Annotated in this window: 20 protein-coding genes; 6 read left to right on the top strand and 14 right to left on the bottom strand. The window is 60.4% G+C overall.

The annotated features are described in order from the left end of the window. Window positions 1-7: 7 nt before the first annotated feature. The 3 genes from creC to AACY52_RS14245 are packed head-to-tail and all read right to left on the bottom strand — an operon-like array spanning window position 8 to window position 2,625. The gene (gene creC, locus AACY52_RS14255; RefSeq protein WP_339415360.1) at window positions 8-1,447 is read right to left on the bottom strand and encodes a two-component system sensor histidine kinase CreC; all 1,440 of its coding nucleotides are present in this window, start codon (window positions 1,445-1,447) and stop codon (window positions 8-10) included. Then, on the bottom strand, window positions 1,447-2,115 hold the full coding sequence (creB, locus tag AACY52_RS14250; protein ID WP_339415359.1) for a two-component system response regulator CreB: 669 nt from the start codon (window positions 2,113-2,115) through the stop codon (window positions 1,447-1,449). Before creB ends, creC begins: the two co-directional genes overlap by 1 nt. A gap of 9 nt (window positions 2,116-2,124) precedes the next feature. Then, the gene (locus tag AACY52_RS14245; RefSeq protein ID WP_339415358.1) at window positions 2,125-2,625 is read right to left on the bottom strand and encodes an ATP-dependent zinc protease; all 501 of its coding nucleotides are present in this window, start codon (window positions 2,623-2,625) and stop codon (window positions 2,125-2,127) included. 173 nt (window positions 2,626-2,798) lie between these two features. On the opposite strand from AACY52_RS14245, the gene AACY52_RS14240 reads away from it, so the two are divergent. Beyond that, a complete protein-coding gene (locus tag AACY52_RS14240; RefSeq protein ID WP_339560564.1) occupies window positions 2,799-3,686 on the top strand; it encodes an acyltransferase in 888 nt (295 codons plus the stop codon). On the opposite strand, the gene AACY52_RS14235 is transcribed toward AACY52_RS14240, so the two are convergent. Beyond that, window positions 3,683-4,255: a DUF2780 domain-containing protein gene (locus AACY52_RS14235; RefSeq protein WP_339415356.1), complete on the bottom strand. Its 573-nt coding sequence runs from the start codon at window positions 4,253-4,255 to the stop codon at window positions 3,683-3,685. The two genes, AACY52_RS14240 and AACY52_RS14235, sit on opposite strands and share 4 nt — an antisense overlap. Before the next feature lie 137 nt (window positions 4,256-4,392). Between AACY52_RS14235 and AACY52_RS14230 the strand changes: the two genes are divergently transcribed. Next, window positions 4,393-4,851, top strand: a complete 459-nt coding sequence (locus tag AACY52_RS14230) for an anti-sigma factor domain-containing protein (RefSeq protein WP_339415355.1) — start codon at window positions 4,393-4,395, stop codon at window positions 4,849-4,851. A gap of 126 nt (window positions 4,852-4,977) precedes the next feature. On the opposite strand, the gene fdhA is transcribed toward AACY52_RS14230, so the two are convergent. The 8 genes from fdhA to AACY52_RS14190 all read right to left on the bottom strand — a co-directional run bounded on the left by fdhA (window position 4,978) and on the right by AACY52_RS14190 (window position 14,767). After that, complete coding sequence (gene fdhA / locus AACY52_RS14225; RefSeq protein ID WP_339415354.1) at window positions 4,978-6,177, bottom strand: formaldehyde dehydrogenase, glutathione-independent; 1,200 nt, start codon at window positions 6,175-6,177, stop codon at window positions 4,978-4,980. Window positions 6,178-6,311: 134 nt separating this feature from the next. Further along, the gene (gene purU, locus AACY52_RS14220) at window positions 6,312-7,169 is read right to left on the bottom strand and encodes a formyltetrahydrofolate deformylase (protein WP_339415353.1); all 858 of its coding nucleotides are present in this window, start codon (window positions 7,167-7,169) and stop codon (window positions 6,312-6,314) included. A 10-nt stretch (window positions 7,170-7,179) separates the two neighbouring features. Then, entirely contained in the window at window positions 7,180-7,812 is a 633-nt protein-coding gene (locus tag AACY52_RS14215; RefSeq protein WP_339415352.1) for a sarcosine oxidase subunit gamma family protein, read from the bottom strand. Between the two features lie 102 nt (window positions 7,813-7,914). Continuing rightward, window positions 7,915-10,932, bottom strand: a complete 3,018-nt coding sequence (locus AACY52_RS14210) for a sarcosine oxidase subunit alpha (protein ID WP_339455948.1) — start codon at window positions 10,930-10,932, stop codon at window positions 7,915-7,917. Continuing rightward, window positions 10,929-11,231, bottom strand: coding sequence for a sarcosine oxidase subunit delta (locus AACY52_RS14205; protein WP_065880153.1), 303 nt, complete (start codon window positions 11,229-11,231; stop codon window positions 10,929-10,931). Before AACY52_RS14205 ends, AACY52_RS14210 begins: the two co-directional genes overlap by 4 nt. Window positions 11,232-11,246: 15 nt before the next feature. Next, a complete protein-coding gene (locus tag AACY52_RS14200; RefSeq protein ID WP_339415350.1) occupies window positions 11,247-12,497 on the bottom strand; it encodes a sarcosine oxidase subunit beta in 1,251 nt (416 codons plus the stop codon). Between the two features lie 22 nt (window positions 12,498-12,519). Further along, window positions 12,520-13,773: a serine hydroxymethyltransferase gene (gene glyA, locus AACY52_RS14195; protein WP_339415349.1), complete on the bottom strand. Its 1,254-nt coding sequence runs from the start codon at window positions 13,771-13,773 to the stop codon at window positions 12,520-12,522. Window positions 13,774-14,038: 265 nt separating this feature from the next. Beyond that, window positions 14,039-14,767 (bottom strand): TraX family protein, encoded by a 729-nt coding sequence (locus tag AACY52_RS14190; RefSeq protein WP_339415348.1) that lies wholly within the window; start codon window positions 14,765-14,767, stop codon window positions 14,039-14,041. Window positions 14,768-14,857: 90 nt separating this feature from the next. Between AACY52_RS14190 and AACY52_RS14185 the strand changes: the two genes are divergently transcribed. Together AACY52_RS14185 and AACY52_RS14180 are read left to right on the top strand one after the other, a co-directional pair. After that, a complete protein-coding gene (locus AACY52_RS14185; protein ID WP_339427672.1) occupies window positions 14,858-15,898 on the top strand; it encodes a low specificity L-threonine aldolase in 1,041 nt (346 codons plus the stop codon). A 176-nt stretch (window positions 15,899-16,074) separates the two neighbouring features. Then, window positions 16,075-16,272, top strand: a complete 198-nt coding sequence (locus AACY52_RS14180; protein WP_339415346.1) for a hypothetical protein — start codon at window positions 16,075-16,077, stop codon at window positions 16,270-16,272. Window positions 16,273-16,330: 58 nt separating this feature from the next. Here the strand turns inward: AACY52_RS14180 and AACY52_RS14175 are convergent, their stop codons facing one another. After that, a complete protein-coding gene (locus tag AACY52_RS14175) occupies window positions 16,331-18,148 on the bottom strand; it encodes an FAD-dependent oxidoreductase (RefSeq protein WP_339560563.1) in 1,818 nt (605 codons plus the stop codon). A gap of 283 nt (window positions 18,149-18,431) precedes the next feature. Between AACY52_RS14175 and AACY52_RS14170 the strand changes: the two genes are divergently transcribed. After that, window positions 18,432-19,871, top strand: coding sequence for a cytosine permease (locus AACY52_RS14170; protein WP_339560574.1), 1,440 nt, complete (start codon window positions 18,432-18,434; stop codon window positions 19,869-19,871). Next, window positions 19,868-20,683 carry a nitrilase-related carbon-nitrogen hydrolase gene (locus AACY52_RS14165; protein WP_339455952.1) on the top strand — a complete coding sequence of 272 codons (816 nt, stop codon included), beginning with the start codon at window positions 19,868-19,870 and terminating at the stop codon, window positions 20,681-20,683. Before AACY52_RS14170 ends, AACY52_RS14165 begins: the two co-directional genes overlap by 4 nt. 3 nt (window positions 20,684-20,686) lie before the next feature. On the opposite strand, the gene gbcB is transcribed toward AACY52_RS14165, so the two are convergent. Further along, window positions 20,687-21,787 carry a glycine-betaine demethylase subunit GbcB gene (gbcB, locus tag AACY52_RS14160; protein ID WP_339415343.1) on the bottom strand — a complete coding sequence of 367 codons (1,101 nt, stop codon included), beginning with the start codon at window positions 21,785-21,787 and terminating at the stop codon, window positions 20,687-20,689. Window positions 21,788-22,008: the final 221 nt, after the last annotated feature.

Genomic DNA, 22,008 nt, shown 5'->3' with positions numbered 1-22,008 from the left:
GGGGGATTTATGTGGGCAATGTGGAGACTGTGTGGAGATGCAGTACCACTTGCACGCCGCCTTGCACGTTACCGATCTGCAACGCACCGCCGTGCAGCTTCATCACTTCCTCAACAAAGTTGAGGCCCAGCCCGGTGCTTTTGCGCCCGCTGGCCGGGCGTGGCAATGAATAGAAACGCTCGCTCAGGCGTGGCAGAGCGTAGTCGGGAATCGGCGCGGCCTGGTTGAACAGGCTCACCTGCACCTCGTTGTAACGCGCCTGCGCGCTGAATTTCAACTGGCCACCGGGCGGTGTGAAATCCAGGGCGTTGTCCAGCAGATTGCCCAGCGCCTGACGCAGCAGGAAGGGCTCGCCATACACCTGCACATCCGCCGCAATCGTCTGTTCAACGCACAATCCGGCGCCTTCAATGCGCGCGCACTGGGCCTTGATGACCTCATCGACCATCGCGGCCAACGGGATACTCGCCTGCTCTTCCAGGCCTTGGCGTTGCTCGACCTGCGCCAGGTTCAGCAAGCGCTCGATCAACTGCTGCAGGCGCGCACTTTCGCTGTCGATGTTGCCGACAAAACGCTGCTGTTGTTCGCGGGTCATATCGCCCTGCAACAACTCCGCCGCGCCGCGTATCGCCGCCAACGGGCTTTTCAATTCGTGGGTCAGGGTATGCACGTAATGTTCGACATAGGCCTTGCCTTCCAACTGCGTACGCATGTGTTCCACGGCGGTGGATAACTGCTTGAGTTCGCCGCCCCTATAATGCGGCAACTCGGCACGCCGGCCTTCGCTGACCGCTTCGGCATAAGCCGTCAACCGGCGCAGCGCGGCGCTCAGCCACCACGACAGCAGTGCGCCCAGCAGCAGACCCAGAATCACCAGGCCCGCGCCGTACCACAGCAGGCGCCGCTCGGTGCGGTCGACATAGGGCTGCAATGAGCTGTTCGGTTTGGCCACGGTGACCACCCCGATGATCTGGCCATTGTCACGGATCGGCGCGCCCACGTGCATCACCGACGAGGTGGCGTCATCCGCTGCGCTGCGAGTGGACCGGGCGCCGTATTCACCGCGCAGGGTCAGGTACACGTCGTTCCACTTGGAATAGTCCTGGCCCACCGCTTCGCCCGTGGAGTCGAGCAACACGGTGCCCTTGGCGTCGGTCACATAAATGCGATGGTTGACCTGGTTTTTCGGCAGGCCCCAGATGGTCGCGCCCGGCTGGCGATTGCCGTAGGCCTTGAGCAATGCCGGCCAGTGGCTTTGGCCGAGGGTGCCGTTCTTGACGTCATCGCGCAGGATCTCGGCCAGCAGATTGGCGGTGTCCACCAGGGTTTCTTCGGTGGACTGGCGCACACCGGGGCGGATTTCCTTCATGACAGTGCTGAGCACGAAGTAGCCGGTGAGGCCGATAAACAGCGCATACACCAGGAAAATCCGCAGCCCCAGGCGCATCAGCTATTGCTCGGGCTGTAGCTGTAGCCGAGGCCGCGATGGGTCTGGATCGGCTCGGCATCGGCAGCCACGCTGCGTAATTTGCTACGCAGGCTTTTGATATGGCTGTCGATATTGCGCTCGTAGCCGGCATCTGCCGCCACGCCGACAGCGTCCAATAATTGCTCACGGCTGAAGACACGCTCGGGTTGTTCCAGCAGGCTTTGCAGCAGGCGAAATTCATGGCGCGTCAGGCTCAAGGGCTGGCCGCGATAAGCGATCTGCATACGTTCCAGATCAACCTGGAACACTGTGGGCGCAGCCCCTGGGCCGATTCGCTTGAGGATCGCCCTGACTCGTGCGGTCACCTCCCGCGGGCTGAAGGGCTTGACCACATAATCGTCGGCACCGATCTCCAACCCCACCACACGGTCGATCTCGCCATCCCGCGCGCTGAGGAACATCACCGGTACTTCACTGAAGCGGCGCAGTTGCTTGCAGGTTTCAAACCCCGTGATGTCGGGCAGGCCGATGTCGAGGATGATCAGGTCAGCCGGCGTCTGGCGCTGGTGGGCCAGCGCCTCCTGGCCAAGGCTCAGCCAGGTGGTGGTAAACCCCTCGCCTTGCAGGGCGAATATCAGCGTGTCGGCTATCGCCGCTTCGTCTTCGACAATCAGGATATGCGCCATGGTGTTCCGTCAGCAGTCCGGTTTGTCAGCAGTGTAACGACGGGCCGGGTTTACCGCAGCGCCGAATTCACGCAGGGCCTTGGCACCGATCAGCAACGGGTAGTTGAAGCTGCTGCGGTCGGTGAGGTTAACCTCGACGGTGCGCTTGACGTTGCCCAGGCACATTTCCAGATCGATTACCGGGCGCTTGGCCACTGTCGCTTCGTCTTTGTCATCGTCTTCGTCGGCGCGGCTCTTGATCTTGCTGATGCGCGAGACTTTGTGTTCGTAGACTTTGTTGGAGGCATCCTTGCCGCCGAGGCGGAAGCGCACCCAGTCGTCGCCATCACGGGTGAAGGTTTGGATATCACGCGCCGACAGCGAGGCGGTCAACGCGCCGGTGTCCATCTTGGCCTTGAAGGTTTCGCCGATCTCCGGCAATTGGATGTATTCGTAGCGACCGTAAAGGGTCGGTTCGCCAGCCATGACAGGCAGGGCAACCAGGGCGAGCGAGGCAAGGAGCAGTTTCACGAAGTGATTTCCTCGGAAAGAAGTAGGCGGATTCTAGACCGCAAAGGCAGCACTTAGTTAGCTCGCCCCAGCATACCCGGCACATTGTGAAACATTCGTCCGGTAATTTGCGATTTGGCCTCTAGACTCAAGCTGCTTATCATGACCCGCCCACAGGATTGCAAGAGTTGCTTATGTGCCGCCTGCTCACCGGCTGTTTTGTCTCACTGTTGTTATTGCTCAACACCCTGGTCCTGATCGGCCCGCTGATGGTGTTTGCCCTGCTCAAGGTGGCGGCCCCCGGTCGCGCTCGTGACGCCATGTCGTGGGCGGTGATGTGGATCGCCGAGACCTGGGCCGAGATCGACAAGCTGATCTTCGCGCTGTGCATCCCGACCCAATGGGACATTCGCGGTGGCGCAGACCTACGCGGTGATACCTCCTACCTGGTCATCAGCAACCACCAATCCTGGGTGGATATTCCAGCGCTGATCCAGGCCCTCAACCGTCGCACGCCGTTCTTCAAATTCTTCCTGAAGAAAGAGCTGATCTGGGTTCCTTTCCTCGGCCTGGCCTGGTGGGCGCTGGATTATCCGTTCATGAAGCGCTACACCAAGGCATTCCTCGCCAAGCACCCGGAACTGGCCGGGCAGGATTTAAAGATCACCAAAGAGGCCTGCGAGCTGTTCAAGCGCCAGCCGGTGACGGTGGCCAATTATCTGGAAGGCACGCGGTTCACCGAAGCCAAGCGCAGGCAACAGGATTCGCCGTTTACCCGGCTACTCAAACCCAAGGCGGGTGGCGTGGCGTTTGTGCTGGCGGCGCTGGGGGAACAGCTGGATGCGGTACTCGACGTGACGGTTGTCTATCCGCAGCAAAAGAGTCCGGGGTTCTGGGATTTGATCAGTGGCGCAGTGCCAAAGGTGATCATCGATATCCGTACCCGTGAGCTGGATCCGGCATTGTGGCAGGGGAATTACGAGAACGATCCGGCCTTTCGCCAGACCGTCCAGAACTGGGTGAACCAGCTCTGGAAGGAGAAGGATGCGCGCATCGAGCAACTGCGCGCGCAAAGTCGTTAGCGGCCAGTGCCCCAGGCCTGGGCCAACTTGCCCAGCAAGGCGCTGTTGGCACCCTGGCCGCCCAAATATTGCAGGATCACCGGCGCAAACTGGCTAACCATTCCACTGTCCATGCCCAGTGCGCTGAACGCGGTGTTCAGGTCATTGGTGTTCTTCACGTTGCCCAGCAGGCCGTCGAGGCCACTGGTCTTGCTGCCACCGGCCTGGCCGAGCATCCCGCTCAAGGCCCCGAGGCTGCCCAATGCGTTGTTGCCCGACAACTGGTCGAGGCCCGGCACGCTGTTGCCCAATTGCGAGTACTCGTTCCCGCTCAGCTTGTTCTTGGCCAGGCCCAGCATGGCGCCAGTGCCGCCGACCGCTTGTTCGGGGGTGATGTTGAGTTCAGAGGTCAGTGCGCTCAGCAAACCGGCCGTCTCGGAAGACGGTGCGGCAGCGGCAGCCTTGTTGTTGCCACCCTGCATACCGGAAATGGCATTGGCCGCGTCGCCAAGGCTGAAGCCTGCGGCGAACACCGGGCCGGCTGCCAGGGTCATCAGGCAGGAAAGGGCGAAACCGCGTGAAATCTTCATCGAAACAACCTCTGGGTGTAGGGGTGAAAGCAGGCGTTTGACTGGGCATCCGGCCCATTGTTCCGGGCAGTCCAAGGAACCCAATCGCAGGGTGGCAGTCCATGGAATGAATTCAAAAAAATGCCAGGAACAGCCGTATGAGCGCGACCCGCCCCCAAGTGATCGAGCAAAAACCCCCGTTCTGGAGCCGTCCTCGCGTGTTTATCGGCGTGTGCGTGGCCATCGTCGCCGGCCTCGGCGGCGCGCTCTACACTCAGGACACCGTCAAATCCGCCGCTACGCTGGTGACCACCACCCAACAGCCGGCAGCGCAGGTCATGGCGCACAAGGATTACCTCGAAGTTGAACCGATCGCCACGGCGGCACCTGAGCCCGACCGCAGCCTGGAGCTGTGGGCCATGCCCGAGGGTGGCAAACCTGTTTCGTTGGGGCTGTTGCCGGAAGATGGCAAGGGCATCATTGGATTGAACCCACGCCAGCAGGCCAGCATTCGCAAGCCAGTGGAGTTGCTGGTGAGCTCGGAGACCAAGGGGGGGTCGTTGAGCAAGCAGCCAACCGGCCCGACGGTGTATCAGGGCGCACTGGCCTACCGCTGATACGCCAAAACCCTGTGGGAGTGGGCTTGCTCGCGAAGGCATTGGGTCAGTCAAAGAGGCTCTGACTTAACCACCGCCTTCGCGCGCACGCCCGCTCCCACATTTGGATCGCTGTGTGTCTGGGATTTACGCCGCGCTGAACATCTTATGCGGGTCAATCACAAACTTCTTCGGCACACCCGCATCGAACTCGCCATACCCGCGTGGCGCGTCATCCAGGCTGATCACCTGCACACCCACGATGTCAGCAATGTTGATGCGGTCCCACATGATCGCCTGCATCAGTTGGCGGTTGTACTTCATCACCGGGGTCTGGCCGGTGTGGAAGCTGTGGGATTTGGCCCAGCCCAGACCAAAGCGAATGCTCAGGCTGCCCATTTTCGCGGCGGCATCCACGGCGCCCGGGTCTTCAGTCACGTAGAGGCCTGGGATACCGATCTTGCCCGCCACGCGCACCACGCCCATCAGCGAGTTGAGTACGGTGGCCGGGGCTTCCGCCTTGACGCCTTCATGGCCGTGGCCGCGCGCTTCGAAGCCTACGGCGTCGACGGCGCAATCCACTTCCGGCTCACCCAGCAGCGCGGCGATTTGTTCGTGCAGCGGGGTGTCCGTGGACAGGTCGGCAATCTCGAACCCTTGCGCCTTGGCGTGGGCCAGGCGGATGGGGTTGACGTCGCCGATGATCACCACCGCAGCGCCCAACAGGCGCGCAGAAGCGGCAGCGGCCAGGCCGACCGGGCCAGCGCCGGCGATGTAGACGGTGCTACCAGGGCCAACACCGGCAGTGACGGCGCCGTGGTAGCCCGTCGGCAGGATGTCGGAGAGGCACGTCAGGTCGCGGATTTTCTCCATGGCCTTGTCGCGGTCCGGCAGTTTCAGCAGGTTGAAGTCGGCGTATGGCACCAGTACGTATTCGGCCTGGCCGCCGGTCCAGTCGCCCATGTCGACGTAGCCGTAAGCACCGCCCGGGCGCGCCGGGTTGACGCTCAGGCACACGCCGGTGTGTTGTTCTTTGCAGGAGCGGCAGAGGCCGCAGGCGACGTTGAACGGCACCGAGACCAGGTCGCCGATTTTCAGGTTTTCGACGCCGGTGCCCATTTCGATCACTTCACCGGTAATTTCATGACCCAGCACCAGGCCGGTCTGGGCAGTGGTACGGCCGCGCACCATGTGTTGGTCGGAGCCGCAGATATTGGTGGAGACCACGCGCAGAATGACGCCGTGCTCAATCTTCCTGCCACGGGGGTCCTGCATTTTGGGATAGTCGATTTTCTGTACTTCGACCTTGCCGTTGCCGAGATACACGACACCACGATTACCAGACATGCTTTCACCTCGCTGTTGTTTTTATGGAACCGCGTTGCCCGTTGGGTGGGCAGCGCGTTAAGTGCTCGGGTACAGATGCTGTTTTTGCGTTGTTAGTTGGGGCCTCTTCGCGGGCTTGCTCGCGAAGGCGTCAGTCAGAGCACCACAGTTCTATTGGCGTTGAGAAACACCCGCCGCTCAATGTGATACCCCACCGCCCGGGCCAGTGTCAGCCCTTCAATATCGCGCCCCTTAGCAATCAAGTCCTCGGGGTAGTGGCTGTGGTCCACCACCTCCACGCCCTGGGCGATGATCGGGCCTTCATCCAGGTCGTTGTTGATGTAATGCGCCGTGGCGCCAACCAATTTCACGCCCTTGTTGTACGCCTGGTGATACGGCTTGGCGCCCTTGAACCCCGGCAACAACGAGTGATGGATATTGATGGCCTTGCCATCCAGCTTGCGGCACAGCTCCGGCGACAGCACTTGCATGTAGCGCGCAAGAATCACCAATTCGGCGCCGGTGTCCTCCACCACCTGCCACACCTGGCGCTCCTGGGACGGTTTGTCGTTGGGGTCGAGGGGGAAATGGTAGTAGGGAATCTGGTGCCAGTCGGACAAAGGTTTGAGATCAGGGTGGTTGGACACCACCGCAACCACGTCCATCGACAGTTGGCCGATGCGCTGGCGGTACAGCAGATCGTTCAGGCAGTGATCGGCCTTTGAGACCATGATCACCACTTTTGGCCGGTAGTTCGGCGCTGTCAGCTCGAAGATCATGCCAAAGGCTTCACCGCGAGAGGCCAGGCCATCGCGGAAACCTTGCTCGTCGAAACCGTCGGGCTGGCGAAATTCGACGCGAATAAAAAATCGCCCGGAAAGCCGATCATCGAACGAGTGGTGCTCGGTAACGTAGCAGCCCTGCTCGAACAGGTAGCGGGTGACCGCGTCCACCGTGCCGAGCACGCTGGGGCAGTCGGCGGTCAAAATCCATGTGTCAGGTGCGCGGCTCATGGGTCACTCCTCAGGCTTGGACGCTCAAACCGAATTCAGCCGAGGCATCCTGCAACCACAACCACCAGTAATCCGAGAAGCTGCGACGAATCAGCAGCTCCCAGGTGTCTTCAGCGGTGTGACGGATCACCAGTTGCGACTTGGCGAACACCGTGCCCACCGCCTTGCCCACCGGGAAGTTGTTGGGGTGCACGTCATAGCTGGTGGACTTCATCAGCACGTCACGCACATTCGGGCCGCTGAGTTCGAGGATCTGCTGGCCGCCGCTGACGTTGACGATCTGAATATGCAGGTCGCCTAGGGCGGCACGCAGGTTTTGCTCGGCGGCGAATTCTTCACCGCTTGGCACGATCAAAAGCCACTCATCCGGACCGACCCATTGCAGGCTGGTTTCGCCTTTGATGATCACCGTCAAAGCAGCTGGCAGCTCAATACCAAGGGCCTTGTGCACGCCGGCGGCAAAGGCAGGGTCATGGCCGTCGCCGCGCAGAGTCAGGTGGCCCAGGAGTTTCTTCTCACGCACGGTCACACCGGCGTTCTTGCGCCCCTTGCCGACCAGGCTGGCGAGGTCGGCATGGTGCAGCGACGACTCGGCCTTGGCCCCGGTGGTTGGGCGTTGTTGGTACACATTGGCTGCTGTCATAAAGCACCTTTCCTGAATTCTGTTGTGCGGCTACTGGCGTCTTCGCGAGCAAGCCCGCTCCCGTGGGAGCGGGCTTGCTCGCGAAGGCCGCGACTCGGTCTATCAGATGTTCTGGCGTTCGCCTTTCGGATCAAAGAACACCGAAGACACAATCTCTGCCTCGATCACACTGCCATCCGCCTGCGGTGAGAACACCCGTTCGCCGATGCGCTTCAAGCCGCCCTTCACCACGCCCATGGCAAACGAATAACCCAGGGAGTTGTGCGCATAACTTGATGTGACGTGACCCACCATCTTCATCGGAATCGACTGCTTCGGATCGAACACCAGCTGCGCGCCTTCCGGCAGCCACACGGTTGGATCGATCGGTTTGAGCCCAACCAGCTGCTTACGCTCTTCACGCACGCAGTCTTCACGGTTCATGCCGCGCCAGCCGATCCACGAGAACGGTTTGGTGCGACCTACGCACCAGCCCATGTTCAGGTCGTCCGGGGTCATCGAGCCGTCGGTGTCTTGCCCGACGATGATGAAGCCCTTCTCCGCCCGCAGTACGTGCATGGTTTCGGTGCCATACGGGGTCAGGTTGTACTGCTTGCCGGCCTCGACGATTTTTTCCAGCACGCCCATGGCGTAGTCGGCCTGCACGTTGACTTCGTACGACAGCTCACCGGTAAACGAAATCCGGAACACGCGAGCCGGTACGCCACCGACCAGGCCTTCCTTCCAGGTCATGAACGGGAAGCCGTCCTTGTCCAGGTCGATGTCGGTCACTTCGGCCAGCAGCTTGCGGCTGTTGGGCCCGGACAGGGTCATGGTCGCCCAGTGGTCGGTGACCGAAGTGAAGTACACCTTGAGGTCTGGCCACTCGGTCTGTTGGTAGATTTCCAGCCACTGCAGCACACGGGCGGCGCCGCCAGTGGTGGTGGTCATCAGGAAGTGGTTGTCGGCGAGGCAAGCAGTGACGCCGTCGTCGAAGACCATGCCGTCTTCCTTGCACATCAGGCCATAGCGCGCCTTGCCCACATCGAGCTTGGTCCAGGCGTTGGAGTAGATGCGGTTGAGGAACTCTCGGGCATCCGGGCCCTGGATATCGATCTTGCCGAGGGTCGACGCATCGAGCAGACCAACGCTGTCGCGCACGGCCAGGCATTCACGTTTTACCGCGGCGTGCAGGTCTTCACCATTGCGCGGGAAATACCAGGGGCGTTTCCACTGGCCGACGTCTTCGAACTCGGCGCCGTTTTTCACGTGCCAGGCTTGCAGCGCGGTGTAGCGCACCGGCTCGAAGATGTGCCCACAGTGACGGCCCGCCACCGCGCCGAACGTCACCGGCGTGTAGTTCGGACGGAACATGGTGGTGCCCATCTGCGGGATGGTCACGTTCAGCGAACGCGCGGCAATCGCCAGGCCGTTGACGTTACCCAGCTTGCCCTGGTCGGTGCCGAAGCCCAGCGCTGTGTAGCGTTTGACGTGCTCAACCGACTCGAAACCTTCACGGGTCGCCAGTTCGATGGCGGCGGCAGTCACGTCGTTTTGCAGGTCGACAAATTGCTTTGGCGCCCGTGCGGTGGGTTTGTCGTGCGGCACTTGGTAAACAGCTAGCGTCGGTTCTTCCAGGCGGTTCAGCGCTTTTGGCAGTGCGCCTTCCACCGGGGCAAAACCGGCTTCGCTGGCCGCGCGCACGCCGCCTTCAAAACCATCCGCCAGGGAATCGCCAAGGCCGTAGACACCGTTGATACCACCGACGCACACGCGTTTCTGCGGTGCTTCGCCCGGTACAAAACCGAGGATATCTTCACGCCAGGTCGGCTTGCCGCCCAGGTGCGAGGCCAGGTGGACCACCGGGCTGTAACCGCCGGAGCTGGCCACCAGGTCGCAGTCCAGCCATTCGCCTGGGCTGGTGACTGTGTGTGCTTTCAGATCAATCGCGGCCACGCGGGCAGCGGTCACATGCTTGCTGCCACGGGCTTCGATCACGGCGCTGCCGGTGAGGATGCGAATGCCTTTGGCACGGGCTTCTTCAACCAGCGCGCCGCGTGGGTTGTGGCGCACATCGGCCACGGCCACCACTTGCAGGCCGGCGTCGAGCCAGTCCAGCGCAACGCGATAGGCGTGGTCGTTGTTGGTCGACAGCACCAGTTTCTTGCCCGGCGCCACGCCGTAGCGGCGCACGTAGGTGGAAACTGCGCCGGCCAGCATGTTGCCCGGCACGTCGTTGTTGCCGTACACCAATGGACGCTCGCACGCACCGGTCGCGAGGACGACACGCTTGGCACGCACACGGTGAATACGCTGACGCACCACGCCAATCGGCGCACGGTCACCGAGGTGGTCGGTGAGACGTTCGTGGATGGTCAGGAAGTTATGGTCGTGATAACCGTTGACGGTAGCGCGGGGCAGCAGCACCACGTCCGGCAGGGCTTTGAGTTCAGCGATCACGCTGGCAACCCAATCAGTAGCGGGTTTGCCATCGAGGCTTTCGCGCGAGTCGAGCAGCGAACCACCGAACTCTTCCTGCTCATCGGCGATGATCACACGTGCACCGCTGCGCGCAGCAGCCAGTGCAGCGGCCAAACCCGAAGGGCCTGCGCCGACCACCAGCACGTCGCAGTGACGGTTGAAGTTGTCGTAGGTGTCCGGGTCGTTCTCGGTCGGCGAGCGGCCAAGGCCAGCCGCCTTACGGATGTACTTCTCGTACGTCATCCAGAACGATTGCGGGTACATGAAGGTTTTGTAGTAGAAACCCGGTGGCATCAGCTTGCCGCCGACCTTGCCGAGAATGCCCATCACGTCGGTGTTCACGTTTGGCCAGCCGTTGGTGCTGGTGGCGACCAAACCTTGGTACAGCGCTTGTTGCGTGGCGCGCACGTTGGGAATCTGGGTGGCTTCGGTGGCGCCGATCTGCAGCACCGCGTTCGGCTCTTCGGCGCCCGCAGCAAAGATGCCGCGTGGGCGCGAATACTTGAAGCTGCGGCCAATGATGTCGACGCCGTTGGCGAGCAAGGCGGCGGCCAGTGTGTCGCCTTCAAAGCCTTTGTAGCTCTGGCCGTTGAAGGTAAACGTGAGGACTTTATTACGGTCGATCCGGCCACCGTTGGACAGGCGATTGGTCTGGCTCATACCTTCTCTCCAGCAGCCTTGGCGGTGAATTGCGGCTTGGTGCCGATCTTGTAGGTTTCAAGAATTTCGTAGGTCACGGTGTCGCGCGTGGCGTTGAAATACTGGCGGCAACCGGCGGCGTGAATCCACAGTTCGTGGTGCAGGCCACGCGGGTTGTCACGAAAGAACATGTAGTCGCCCCACTCTTCATCGGTGCAGGCGTTCGGGTCCAGCGGGCGCGGGATGTGCGCTTGGCCGGACGCGTGGAATTCCTCTTCGGAGCGCAGTTCGCCACAGTGAGGACAGAAGATATGCAACATAGGGAATTTCTCCTGTTAGTGGGCGACGGCCGCAGCGCCATGCTCATCGATCAACGCACCGTTGTGGAAACGGTCGATGGAAAAAGGGGCAGCCAACGGGTGCATTTCACCCTTGGCGAGGCTGGCGGCAAACACGTTGCCTGAGCCCGGAGTCGCTTTAAAACCACCGGTGCCCCAACCGCAGTTGAAGAACATGTTCGGAACCGGCGTCTTGGAGATGATCGGGCACGCATCCGGCGTGGTGTCGACGATGCCGCCCCACTGGCGGTTCATGCGCACCCGCGACAGCACCGGGAACATCTCGACGATGGCCTGGACGGTGTGCTCGATCACCGGGTACGAACCGCGCTGGCCGTAGCCGTTGTAGCCGTCGATACCGGCGCCGATCACCAGATCGCCCTTGTCGGACTGGCTGATATAACCGTGCACGGCGTTGGACATGATCACGCTGTCGATAATCGGCTTGATCGGCTCCGACACCAACGCTTGCAGCGGGTGGGATTCGATCGGCAGGCGGAAACCGGCCAGCGAGGCCATGTGCCCGGAGTTACCGGCCGTGACCACACCGACGCGCTTGGCGCCGATGAAGCCCTTGTTGGTTTCCACGCCGATGCACACGCCGTTTTCCTTGCGGAAGCCGATCACTTCGGTCTGCTGGATCAAGTCCACACCGAGTGCGTCAGCCGCGCGAGCGAAGCCCCAGGCCACGGCATCATGGCGGGCCACGCCGCCGCGACGTTGCACGGTGGCGCCGAGAACCGGGTAGCGGGTGTTTTTCGAGCAGTCGAGGTACGGGATCTCGTCCGCTACCTGTTTGGCGTTGAGCAGTTCGCCGTCCACGCCGTTGAGGCGGTTGGCGCTGACGCGGCGCTCGGAATCACGAATGTCTTGCAGGGTGTGGCACAGGTTATACACGCCGCGCTGCGAGAACATCACGTTGTAGTTCAGGTCCTGGGACAGGCCTTCCCACAGCTTCATCGCGTGTTCATACAAATGCGCCGACTCGTCCCACAGATAGTTGGAACGCACGATGGTGGTGTTGCGTGCGGTGTTACCGCCGCCCAGCCAGCCTTTCTCGACCACGGCCACGTTGGTGATGCCGTGCTCCTTGGCCAGGTAGTAAGCGGTCGCCAGACCATGCCCGCCGCCGCCGACGATGACCACGTCGTAGACCTTTTTAGGGGTCGGCGTGCGCCACATCTTCTGCCAGTTTTCGTGGTGGCTGAGTGAGTGCTTGAAGAGGCCGAAGCCTGAGTAGCGTTGCATAGTCATTACTCCAAAACCGCGCTCAGCGATAAACCGGGAAATCAGCGCACAGGGCAGACACGTGCTTGGCCACGTTGGCCTCGACATCGGCGTCGCCGAGGTTGTCGAGGATGTCGCAGATCCAGCCGGCCAGTTCGATGCACTGCGGCACTTTGAAACCACGCGTGGTCACCGCCGGGGTGCCGATGCGCAGGCCCGAGGTCACGAACGGCGACTGCGGGTCATTCGGCACGGCGTTCTTGTTGACGGTGATGTGGGCGCGACCGAGGGCGGCGTCCGCGTCTTTGCCGGTGAGGCCCTGACGGATCAGGCTGACCAGGAACAGGTGGTTATCGGTGCCGCCGGACACTACGTCGTAGCCGCGTTTGATGAACACCTGCGCCATGGCCTGGGCGTTATCGATCACTTGTTGCTGATAGACCTTGAAGCCAGGCTCCTGGGCTTCCTTGAAGCACACGGCCTTGCCAGCGATGACGTGCATCAGCGGGCCGCCCTGGGCACCGGGGAATACAGCGGCGTTGAGCTTCTTTTCAATGGCTTCGTTGGCCTTGGCCAGGATCAGGCCGCCACGCGGACCACGCAGGGTCTTGTGGGTGGTGGTGGTGACCACATCGGCGTACGGCAGCGGGTTAGGGTACAGGCCTGCGGCAACCAGGCCTGCGACGTGGGCCATGTCGACGAACAGCAGCGCGCCGACCTTGTCGGCAATCGCGCGAAAGCGTGGGAAATCCAAGGTCTTGGAGTAGGCGGAGAAACCGGCCACCACCATTTTCGGCTGGTGTTCCACGGCCAGACGCTCGACTTCGTCGTAGTCGATCAAACCGGTGTCGGTGTTGATGCCGTATTGCACCGCGTTGTACAGCTTGCCCGAGGACGACACTTTGGCGCCGTGGGTCAGGTGGCCGCCGTGGGCCAGGCTCATGCCGAGGATGGTGTCGCCGGCGTTCAGCAGGGCCAGGTACACCGCGCTGTTGGCGGAGGAACCGGAGTGCGGCTGCACGTTGGCGTAATCGGCACCGAACAGCTGCTTGGCGCGCTCGATGGCCAGGGTTTCGACTTTATCCACATGCTCGCAACCGCCGTAATAGCGCTTGCCCGGGTAACCTTCGGCGTATTTGTTGGTGAGGCCGCTGCCCTGGGCTTCCATGACGCGTTTGCTGGTGTAGTTCTCCGACGCGATCAGCTCGATATGATCTTCCTGACGCTGCTCCTCGGCATTCATCGCCGCCAGCAGTGCGTCGTCATATCCCTGGATCTGGTCTTGTTTGCTGAACATCGCGTCTCTCCCAGCCTTTCGTATTGTTGAGGCCCGTGCAGAGCCCTTTGATGCGATGGTAGGGCTGACGCCTCTGGACCAAATGCCTACGGACGCCACGCAAAGGTGCGTTTACGACATGGCGTGAACAACACCGAAACAAATGTGGGAATGGGCTTGTGTGGGAGCTGGCTTGCCTGCGATGCAGACACCTCGGTCTCTAAGCAGAACCGAGGTGATGCCATCGCAGCGGTTCGACGATTCGACAAGCCAGCTCCCACAAGGGTTACGCGATGATCTTGCGAACGAGCAGCAGCAGAAGGAAATGCAGGGGGTAGAGGGCGTAAGCCCAACGGCGCATGGCCGGGGGTGAAACGTGTTTGGCGTGTCGTAAAAGAACTAATCCCGCCAATGGCGCGATCAAGCAGGCGGCCAACCCCATCAACGCGACAGGCGTGCCGCTATTAAGCAGAATCTGCCATTGATTGGCGGCCACACACACCAACCCCGGCAACACGCTGAAATACCAGGGCCGGCGAAACACCAACAGCATCGCCAGCGGCAGCAACACACCGAAAAAACCGAACATCAGGTGCGTGGAAAATACAGCGCCGATTACGACAGCAATCAACGCCAATCCTCGATCAAAAAGCGCTTTTTGCTGCCATCCTCGGGCAATCAGCAACCCCAGCGCCAACGTCGGCAACACATTCAACGTATCGGCATCGTCGATGAACATCCGATACGGCACCTCACTGATCACACTGAACAGCAACAACCATCCCAAATACCGCCACTGGCTTATGACCGGTGCGTTTCTCGCCCGATGCAGGTTCGCCGCAATCGCCAGGCAAAACCACGGGAATGCCAGGCGTCCCGGCACATACAGGCCATCCAGGCTCAAACCGACATAACGCAGGTGGTCCAGCACCATGCTCAACAGCGCCAGCCACTTGAGCAAATCCAAAGCGCCATCACGGACGGGTCCGACAGAAATCGTTTCAGTACCGTGCATAATTCCCCAGTGACTTTGCATTTACAGTACGTGCGCACCCGCGACAATCTTGGTTACAGTGCGCCCCAACATCGACCACAGGAATGGGCCATGACCGACAAGAGCCAACAATTCGCCAGTGACAACTATTCCGGCATCTGCCCGGAAGCCTGGGCCGCCATGGAACAAGCCAACCAAGGCCATCAGCGCGCCTACGGCGATGATGAATGGACCCATCGCGCCGCCGACGGTTTCCGCAACTTATTCGAAACCGACTGCGAAGTGTTCTTCGCCTTCAACGGTACAGCGGCCAACTCCCTGGCGCTGTCCTCGCTGTGCCAGAGCTACCATAGCGTGATTTGCTCGGAAACGGCCCACGTCGAGACCGACGAATGCGGCGCGCCGGAGTTTTTCTCCAACGGCTCCAAGCTGCTCACCGCACGCACCGAAAACGGCAAGCTGACCCCGGAGTCGATCCGCGAGATCGCCCTCAAGCGCCAGGACATCCACTACCCCAAGCCGCGCGTGGTCACCCTTACCCAGGCCACTGAAGTCGGCAGCGTGTACACCCCGGAAGAAATTCGCGCTATCAGTGTGACCTGCAAGGAACTGGGGCTGAACCTGCACATGGACGGCGCGCGCTTCTCCAACGCCTGCGCCTTCCTCGGCTGCTCGCCAGCGGACCTGACCTGGAAGGCTGGCGTGGATGTACTGTGCTTTGGCGGTACCAAAAACGGCATGGCGGTAGGCGAAGCGATCCTGTTCTTCAACCACAAACTGGCGGAAGACTTCGACTATCGCTGCAAACAAGCGGGCCAGTTGGCCTCGAAAATGCGCTTCCTCTCCGCCCCTTGGGTAGGCCTGCTGGAAAACGACGCCTGGCTCAAACACGCCCGTCACGCCAACCACTGCGCACAACTGCTGAGCCGCCTGGTGGCGGATATTCCTGGCGTTGAGCTGATGTTCCCGGTGCAGGCCAATGGTGTGTTCCTGCAACTCTCGGAACCGGCGATTGCCGCATTGACCGCAAAGGGCTGGCGCTTCTACACCTTTATCGGCAAAGGCGGTGCACGCTTCATGTGTGCGTGGGATACCGAGGAAGAACGTGTAAGAGAATTGGCGGCGGATATTCGGAAAGTGATGGAGGCCTGAAACCACGGGGCTTTGAGCAGCGTTTCAGAGACTGTTTGTACGTATTTCTGACAGTATCTATCTACCCCCTGCCTTGAGTAGGATCTTGTCACCCCGAACAGACGGACGCGTTTTTCCGGGGCTGACTGCCTGCCGAACACTCGGCTGGAAATGGAAATCCTATAGAGGGCAACATCATGGAAATTCAATGCTACACCACTGACTCTCAGCTGCGCGCCGACGTCGACGCCACACTCGTCAGCCTGGACGACCTCAGGAAGCTGGCCAACGTCGGCGACACCATCATCGAGCCGTCCAAAACCTTTACCGTGACTGGAAAAGAGTTCGAAATGACAGCATCCGGCGGATACCTCATCAACCTTTTCGTCCGCTAACCACTAAGGCCCGCGCCGCAGACTCATGACCTGCGACGCGGGACTGATGTGATTTCGCTCACAAGGCCTTCGGTTGAAGCGCTTGCCAATCATCAATAGGGCCGCGGTTTGTGAGAAAGGTCCCACCGTTGAATTTCAACGCCAGCTTATTCACGGCATTCAAGGCCGTCGTCACCGCTCCTTCTGCCCAGCCTCCCGTGAACGAAACGTCGTCACCCGCCAGAATGAATCCATCGGGTTTCGGCCCCTGCACACCGTTCATGAACTGAGAAAACAGCAAGCGCTGGTACTCGTACTGGCCCGGCAGATTCATTTTGAACGCGCACAGGAAAAACGGCTGCTCCTCCCAGTTGATTTCGACAAAGGGGTTGGTCATGCCGAACTCAGCCGCCAGGTTCAACTGATGAGGGGCGTACACGCTGTCCAGCAAGCTTGTGCACACCTGCACGTGGGACGGCTGCGGCGCACTGCGATCCCCCAGGAATTTGAGGCTGTCGTCATTCCAGTTATAAGACAAAAACATACCGCTCCCCCTGTAAGATCCGAGGCCTTGACTGTAGTCCAGCAGGTAGGTGCCACGGGTGATGCGATCCGACAGGGTCACGCTCATCTTGTGTTGAAAATCTGCTTCCACATCGGTCCAGAAAGGCCGCTGGGTTTGCGCGAAGATTTTGGCGGATTGCATGTAGTGTGTGTACATCACCGCTTCCCATTCCTTTGGGGATAACAGGTCATTCATTTGGTTGAAGCGGGCGGCACCATCCATGTAGCGGAATTTGTCGAGGATCCGCTTGTGAGGGGTGTAGACCACGGCAGGAAAAGTGTATTGACGGTCGTTTCCCAGATTATGGTCATACACCCATACGTCGAACTCGCCATCCGGGCGACGCATGATCTGCCGCACTTCCTGCTTTAAAGGCTGATCAATGACTTGGGTCGTCAGGCCTTGGACAGTGGTGCCCACAGACCAATGCGCCATGGCGTCGCCAAAGGTCTCCGGGGCGCGGCTCCATAACCGCGTTGGCAGCTCGCTGGAACCGTCGAACATCAACTTATGGTTGGTATCCAGCCCGGTATACAGCACCCGCAGCACCTCTAGGAAACAATTGGGATAGTCGGTGTTCCAACCGCCGGTGCCGAAGCCGATCTGGCCGAACAGATCAATGTCTTCGCGACTCCACCCCGCCTGCTCGACCATCGCGGCAAAAAAACTGAGGTTGTCCCAACCCGCATCCAGGATTGCGTTCCACAAGGTCTTTATCTTGGCCTGATCAATGCTGTCCTCGGACATTGCCGCTTCCATTTCGGTGAACTTGATCGGGTCCTGCTCAAGGAACACCTCGAACAACAACCGCTCAATTTCGGCGTATTCCGGCGGCAGGTTATTGCCTTCGTAATAGGTCTGTTTTTGCTGGTAGTCAACTACCGTACTGGAGGTTGCCACCGAACCAGGGTTGGGAAAGTCCGCCGAGTTGGCCGTCATGCCGACCTTCTCGAAATAGTGCATCAACGCCTTGCCTGAAACAGGAAAACGCATCGCCCCCATTTCACAGATCACACTGTTAGCGGGATCTTGCGGATCACCCGCCACGTAGGAATACAGCCGGCCACCGATACGATCACTGGCCTCTACCACCACAGGGTGTAAACCCATGCGCATGGCTTCATAGGCCGTCACCATTCCCGCAACGCCTGCGCCGACGATCAACACTTTGCTGCCATACGCTAGGCTGGAAACCTGCGCCAACGGAGTGCCGTTAATGACGGCGGTATCAAGGAACCGGCGGTAATGAAAAGGAAAGTCAGGAATCAGTGCAGTGACATCGTTGGCAAGCAAGCGCGCAGCGCCTTTACTTCGGGAGGGAATAGCAGACATGGCAATTATCCTTGGCGTGCAAACAGGACGTCCACCTACTGCTTCACTGCGAAGGGCGACTACGACGAGTGTGATCTTCAGCGTAGTGATTCGTAGGAAATGTCTCTATATCCGTTGGAAATAAAAAGTGGATCAGTAATGCAAACCTTATTCCAGAGGGTTTTGCGCACTCAGTTCAGACATTCATAAAGTGATTATTTGAAAATGCCGATTCAATTGTTTTTTTGCTTACAAGACGCTGCGCAACTCACTCAATAAAAAACAGACCGTGATACCTATGAACATGCCCTCCGACCGATCGGCCGCTCCCCCCTCCAGCACGCTGAAAATCGAAACCCGCTCCATCGACTACGTGCCGCGCAATGAACGCCACGGCAAGGTGTGGCATCAGGCGCCGTTCTGGTTCACCGGCAACTTCGTGCTGACCACCATGGTCACCGGGTTTACCGGGGCGGCCTTGGGACTGAGCCTGGTGTACGCGATCCTGGCGATCGTGATCGGCGTGTGCCTGGGCACGTTCGCCATGGCGTTCCACGCCAACCAGGGACCGCGCATGGGTTTGCCGCAGATGATCCTGTCGCGCGCCCAATTCGGCCTGCGTGGCGCCATCGTGCCGTTTATCGCGGTGGTCTTCGTGTACATCGGCTTTAACGTGTTCAATGTGATTCTGGCGACCGATGCCATCAATACCGTGCTGCCCGGCCACCGCGCGCCCTGGTATGCCTTGATGATCATCCTCGCGGTGGTGATCGCCGTCATCGGTCACGACCTCCTGCACACCGTGCAACGCTGGCTGACCTACGTGATGATCAGTGTCTTCGCGGTCCTGACCGTCGCAGCCTTGCTGCACCTGCAGGCCGATTCAGCCGTGGCCGACGCACATTTTTCCTGGTCGGCCTTCCTGATCCAATTGTCAGCCGCTGCGGGCTATCAGATCAGCTACGCCGTGTATGTCTCGGATTACTCGCGCTACCTGCCCCACAACACGCCGTCGCGCAGTGTCATCCTCTGGACCTACCTGGGGGCTGCCGGCTCGGCGCTGTGGTTGATGTCGTTGGGGGCATTCCTGGCCTCGGCGCTGCCCTCACCCGACGCCATTGGCAGTGTGCAGGCCGTGGGCAACCAACTGCTGCCTGGGTTTGGCACCTTTACCGTGCTGATTGCCTTACCGGCGCTGGTCGGCATCATGGCCGTCAACTGTTATGGCGCGATGCTCACCGGGATCAGCGCCATTGACGGTTTTGTCCCGATCAAACCCAGGATCAAGAGCCGCATCGTCGGGATCAGCCTGGTGGCCGCAATCATTTTCGTGATTGCCTTGAGCATCCCTGAGAGCTACCTGAGCAGCTTCAATACCTTCGTGCTCTTGATGCTGTATTTCCTGGTGCCCTGGACGGCCGTCAACCTCGCAGACTTCTATGTCGTACGAAAAGGGCGCTACGCCATCCGCGATATTTTCAATCCCGCTGGCATCTATGGTCGCTGGTCGAGGGCCGGGTTGGTCGCGTATTTCCTCGGCCTGGCGGCTATGATTCCGTTCATGTCGCTGGGTTTTTATCAAGGCCCGATCAGCCTGATGCTGGACGGTGCCGATATTGCGTTCGTCATCGGCCTGGCGGTCTCGGCAGTGGTTTACTGCGTGATGAGCCGCCAACTCGACCACGCCGCCGAATCGCGCGCTATGCACGCCAGCGAGCGCGCATTGGAAGGAGACTTGACGTGAAACCGCTACGCGTCGTTTGCCATCAACTGGCGCCGCATATCGGCGATGCCGACTACAACCGAGCACTGACCGAGCGCGCGATTCGCAGTGCAGCCAGCCTCGACGCCCAGGTGGTCGTTCTGCCGGAGCTGATCCAGAGCGGCTACGCGTTCTTCGACCAAGACGAAGCCTACCGTGTCTCGGAGACGCTCGACGGCCCGACCTTGAGACTGTGGAAAAACCTGGCGCACGAGCTGGGAATCGTCATCGTAGCGGGGTTCTGCGAGCGCCTGAACGCGCCACACGTCGCCAACAGTGCAGCGCTGGTCGAACCCACCGGGCGCCTGACGGTGTATCGCAAGGCACACCTGTGGGACCGCGAGAAACTGATCTTTACCCCCGGTGATGCACCACCTCCGGTGGTCGACACCGCCGTCGGGCGGATCGCCGTAATGATCTGCTACGACCTGGAGTTGCCCGAGTGGGTGCGCCTGCCTGCGCTGGCGCAAGCCGACTTGCTCTGCGTCCCGGTGAACTGGCCTGACGGCCCACGCCCCGCCGGTGAAAGGCCGGCAGAGATCGTGCGGGTCCAGGCCAATGCGGCAGTCAACCGCATGTTCATCGCCGCGTGCGACCGCTATGGCGAGGAGCGTGGGGTAAACTGGGTGGGCGGTTCGGTGATCGTCGACGCTGACGGCTACCCACTGGCCGGCGCAGCCTCCCGCCCGGAGGAACAACAGTTGGTCGCTGACCTGCCCCTGGCGCAGGCCCGGGACAAATCAATCAGCGGTCACAATCACGTTCATCAGGACCGTCGGCCAAGGCTGTATTGAGCATCAGAACTCGATGCGCACATCCCCCTTCGGCACACTGCAGCACGACAGGATGTAGCCTTCGGCTTCGTCTTCTTCGGTGATCCCGCCGTTGTGGTCCATCTCGACCTCGCCACCCAGCTTCATCACCTTGCACGTTCCGCAGATGCCCATGCCGCAGGCTTTCGGGATCAATAGCCCAAGCTTGGCCGCAGCCGCGTGCACGGTTTCGCCCGGTGCCACGCGAATGCTCTTGCCCGACGCGATGAACTCCACTTGGTGCAGATCCGCCAGATCGACTTCCGGTGCGTCGGCGGCTTGTTCGGCTTGTTCCACCGCGTCCGCACGGGCTTCCGGTGGCGTGGCACCGAAGGATTCCTCGTGGTAACGCGTCATGTCAAAACCGGCGACCTCCAGCAGACGCTTAACCGCGTTCATGTACGGCGTGGGGCCGCAGCAGAACACTTCACGCTCGAGGAAGTCCGGCACCATTAGTTCGAGCATCTTGTGGTTCAGGTAACCGCGATAACCCGCCCAAGGCTCACCCAATCCATGTTTCTCGCAGATCAGGTGCAGGCTGAAGTTGTCGATCCGCGAGGCCATGTGTTCCAGCTCGCGGTGATAAATGATGTCTTTGGGCGAGCGGGCGCTGTGGATAAACGTCATGTCGACATTGGCGTTGGTATCGTAATACCAACGCGCCATGGACATGACCGGCGTGATGCCGACACCGCCACTGAGGTAAAGCACTTTGGTATTGCTGAAGTCGATCGCATTAAACAGCCCCACCGGCCCGTGCACGGCCAACTCCTGCCCTTCATGCAGCGTGTCGTGCAGCCAGTTGGAGACCTTGCCGCCCGGCACACGCTTGATCGTCACCGAAAAGCTGTAGGGCACCGACGGTGAGCTGGAAATGGTGTAGGAGCGCATGATCGGCTGGCCGTCGATTTCCAGCTCCAGGGTGACGAATTGCCCTGGCTTGAAAAAGAACAGGATCGGCTGGTCGGCCATGAAGCAGAAGGTGCGCACGTCCCAGGTTTCCTGGATGACTTTGACGCAACGGACGATGTGCCGACCATTGGCCCAGGTCTGGGTGGTTACCGGATTCAGGAAATTACTGGACATGTTGTTCTCCACCGCCGACGTCGGCCTTATGGTGGCGATTCTGCGTAACGCGAGAACCACCCATTTACCTATCTGCGACATTCACATACTTATCGCGACCAGCCCCCATACCATGGGTGTTGCGCGTCGGGATCAGAGTGGGCCATGTCGTTAATGGACAAGGTTCTGGCCTTTGCCGGGCCCACACTCGCTTCCAACAAAGACGCTTTCTTTAGACCTTG

Origin of the sequence: Pseudomonas sp. EA_65y_Pfl1_P113, assembly GCF_963970525.1 — a bacterium.
Classification (GTDB): domain Bacteria; phylum Pseudomonadota; class Gammaproteobacteria; order Pseudomonadales; family Pseudomonadaceae; genus Aquipseudomonas; species Aquipseudomonas tritici.
This window is presented reverse-complemented; position numbering and strand designations above follow the sequence as displayed.

Coding starts and splice junctions, on each gene's coding strand:
- creC (WP_339415360.1), bottom strand. CDS start 1,447: ATGCGCCTGGGGCTGCGGATTTTCCTGGTGTATGCGCTGTTTATCGGC.
- creB (WP_339415359.1), bottom strand. CDS start 2,115: ATGGCGCATATCCTGATTGTCGAAGACGAAGCGGCGATAGCCGACACG.
- AACY52_RS14240 (WP_339560564.1), top strand. CDS start 2,799: ATGTGCCGCCTGCTCACCGGCTGTTTTGTCTCACTGTTGTTATTGCTC.
- AACY52_RS14235 (WP_339415356.1), bottom strand. CDS start 4,255: ATGAAGATTTCACGCGGTTTCGCCCTTTCCTGCCTGATGACCCTGGCA.
- AACY52_RS14230 (WP_339415355.1), top strand. CDS start 4,393: ATGAGCGCGACCCGCCCCCAAGTGATCGAGCAAAAACCCCCGTTCTGG.
- fdhA (WP_339415354.1), bottom strand. CDS start 6,177: ATGTCTGGTAATCGTGGTGTCGTGTATCTCGGCAACGGCAAGGTCGAA.
- purU (WP_339415353.1), bottom strand. CDS start 7,169: ATGAGCCGCGCACCTGACACATGGATTTTGACCGCCGACTGCCCCAGC.
- AACY52_RS14215 (WP_339415352.1), bottom strand. CDS start 7,812: ATGACAGCAGCCAATGTGTACCAACAACGCCCAACCACCGGGGCCAAG.
- AACY52_RS14210 (WP_339455948.1), bottom strand. CDS start 10,932: ATGAGCCAGACCAATCGCCTGTCCAACGGTGGCCGGATCGACCGTAAT.
- AACY52_RS14205 (WP_065880153.1), bottom strand. CDS start 11,231: ATGTTGCATATCTTCTGTCCTCACTGTGGCGAACTGCGCTCCGAAGAG.
- AACY52_RS14200 (WP_339415350.1), bottom strand. CDS start 12,497: ATGCAACGCTACTCAGGCTTCGGCCTCTTCAAGCACTCACTCAGCCAC.
- glyA (WP_339415349.1), bottom strand. CDS start 13,773: ATGTTCAGCAAACAAGACCAGATCCAGGGATATGACGACGCACTGCTG.
- AACY52_RS14190 (WP_339415348.1), bottom strand. CDS start 14,767: ATGCACGGTACTGAAACGATTTCTGTCGGACCCGTCCGTGATGGCGCT.
- AACY52_RS14185 (WP_339427672.1), top strand. CDS start 14,858: ATGACCGACAAGAGCCAACAATTCGCCAGTGACAACTATTCCGGCATC.
- AACY52_RS14180 (WP_339415346.1), top strand. CDS start 16,075: ATGGAAATTCAATGCTACACCACTGACTCTCAGCTGCGCGCCGACGTC.
- AACY52_RS14175 (WP_339560563.1), bottom strand. CDS start 18,148: ATGTCTGCTATTCCCTCCCGAAGTAAAGGCGCTGCGCGCTTGCTTGCC.
- AACY52_RS14170 (WP_339560574.1), top strand. CDS start 18,432: ATGCCCTCCGACCGATCGGCCGCTCCCCCCTCCAGCACGCTGAAAATC.
- gbcB (WP_339415343.1), bottom strand. CDS start 21,787: ATGTCCAGTAATTTCCTGAATCCGGTAACCACCCAGACCTGGGCCAAT.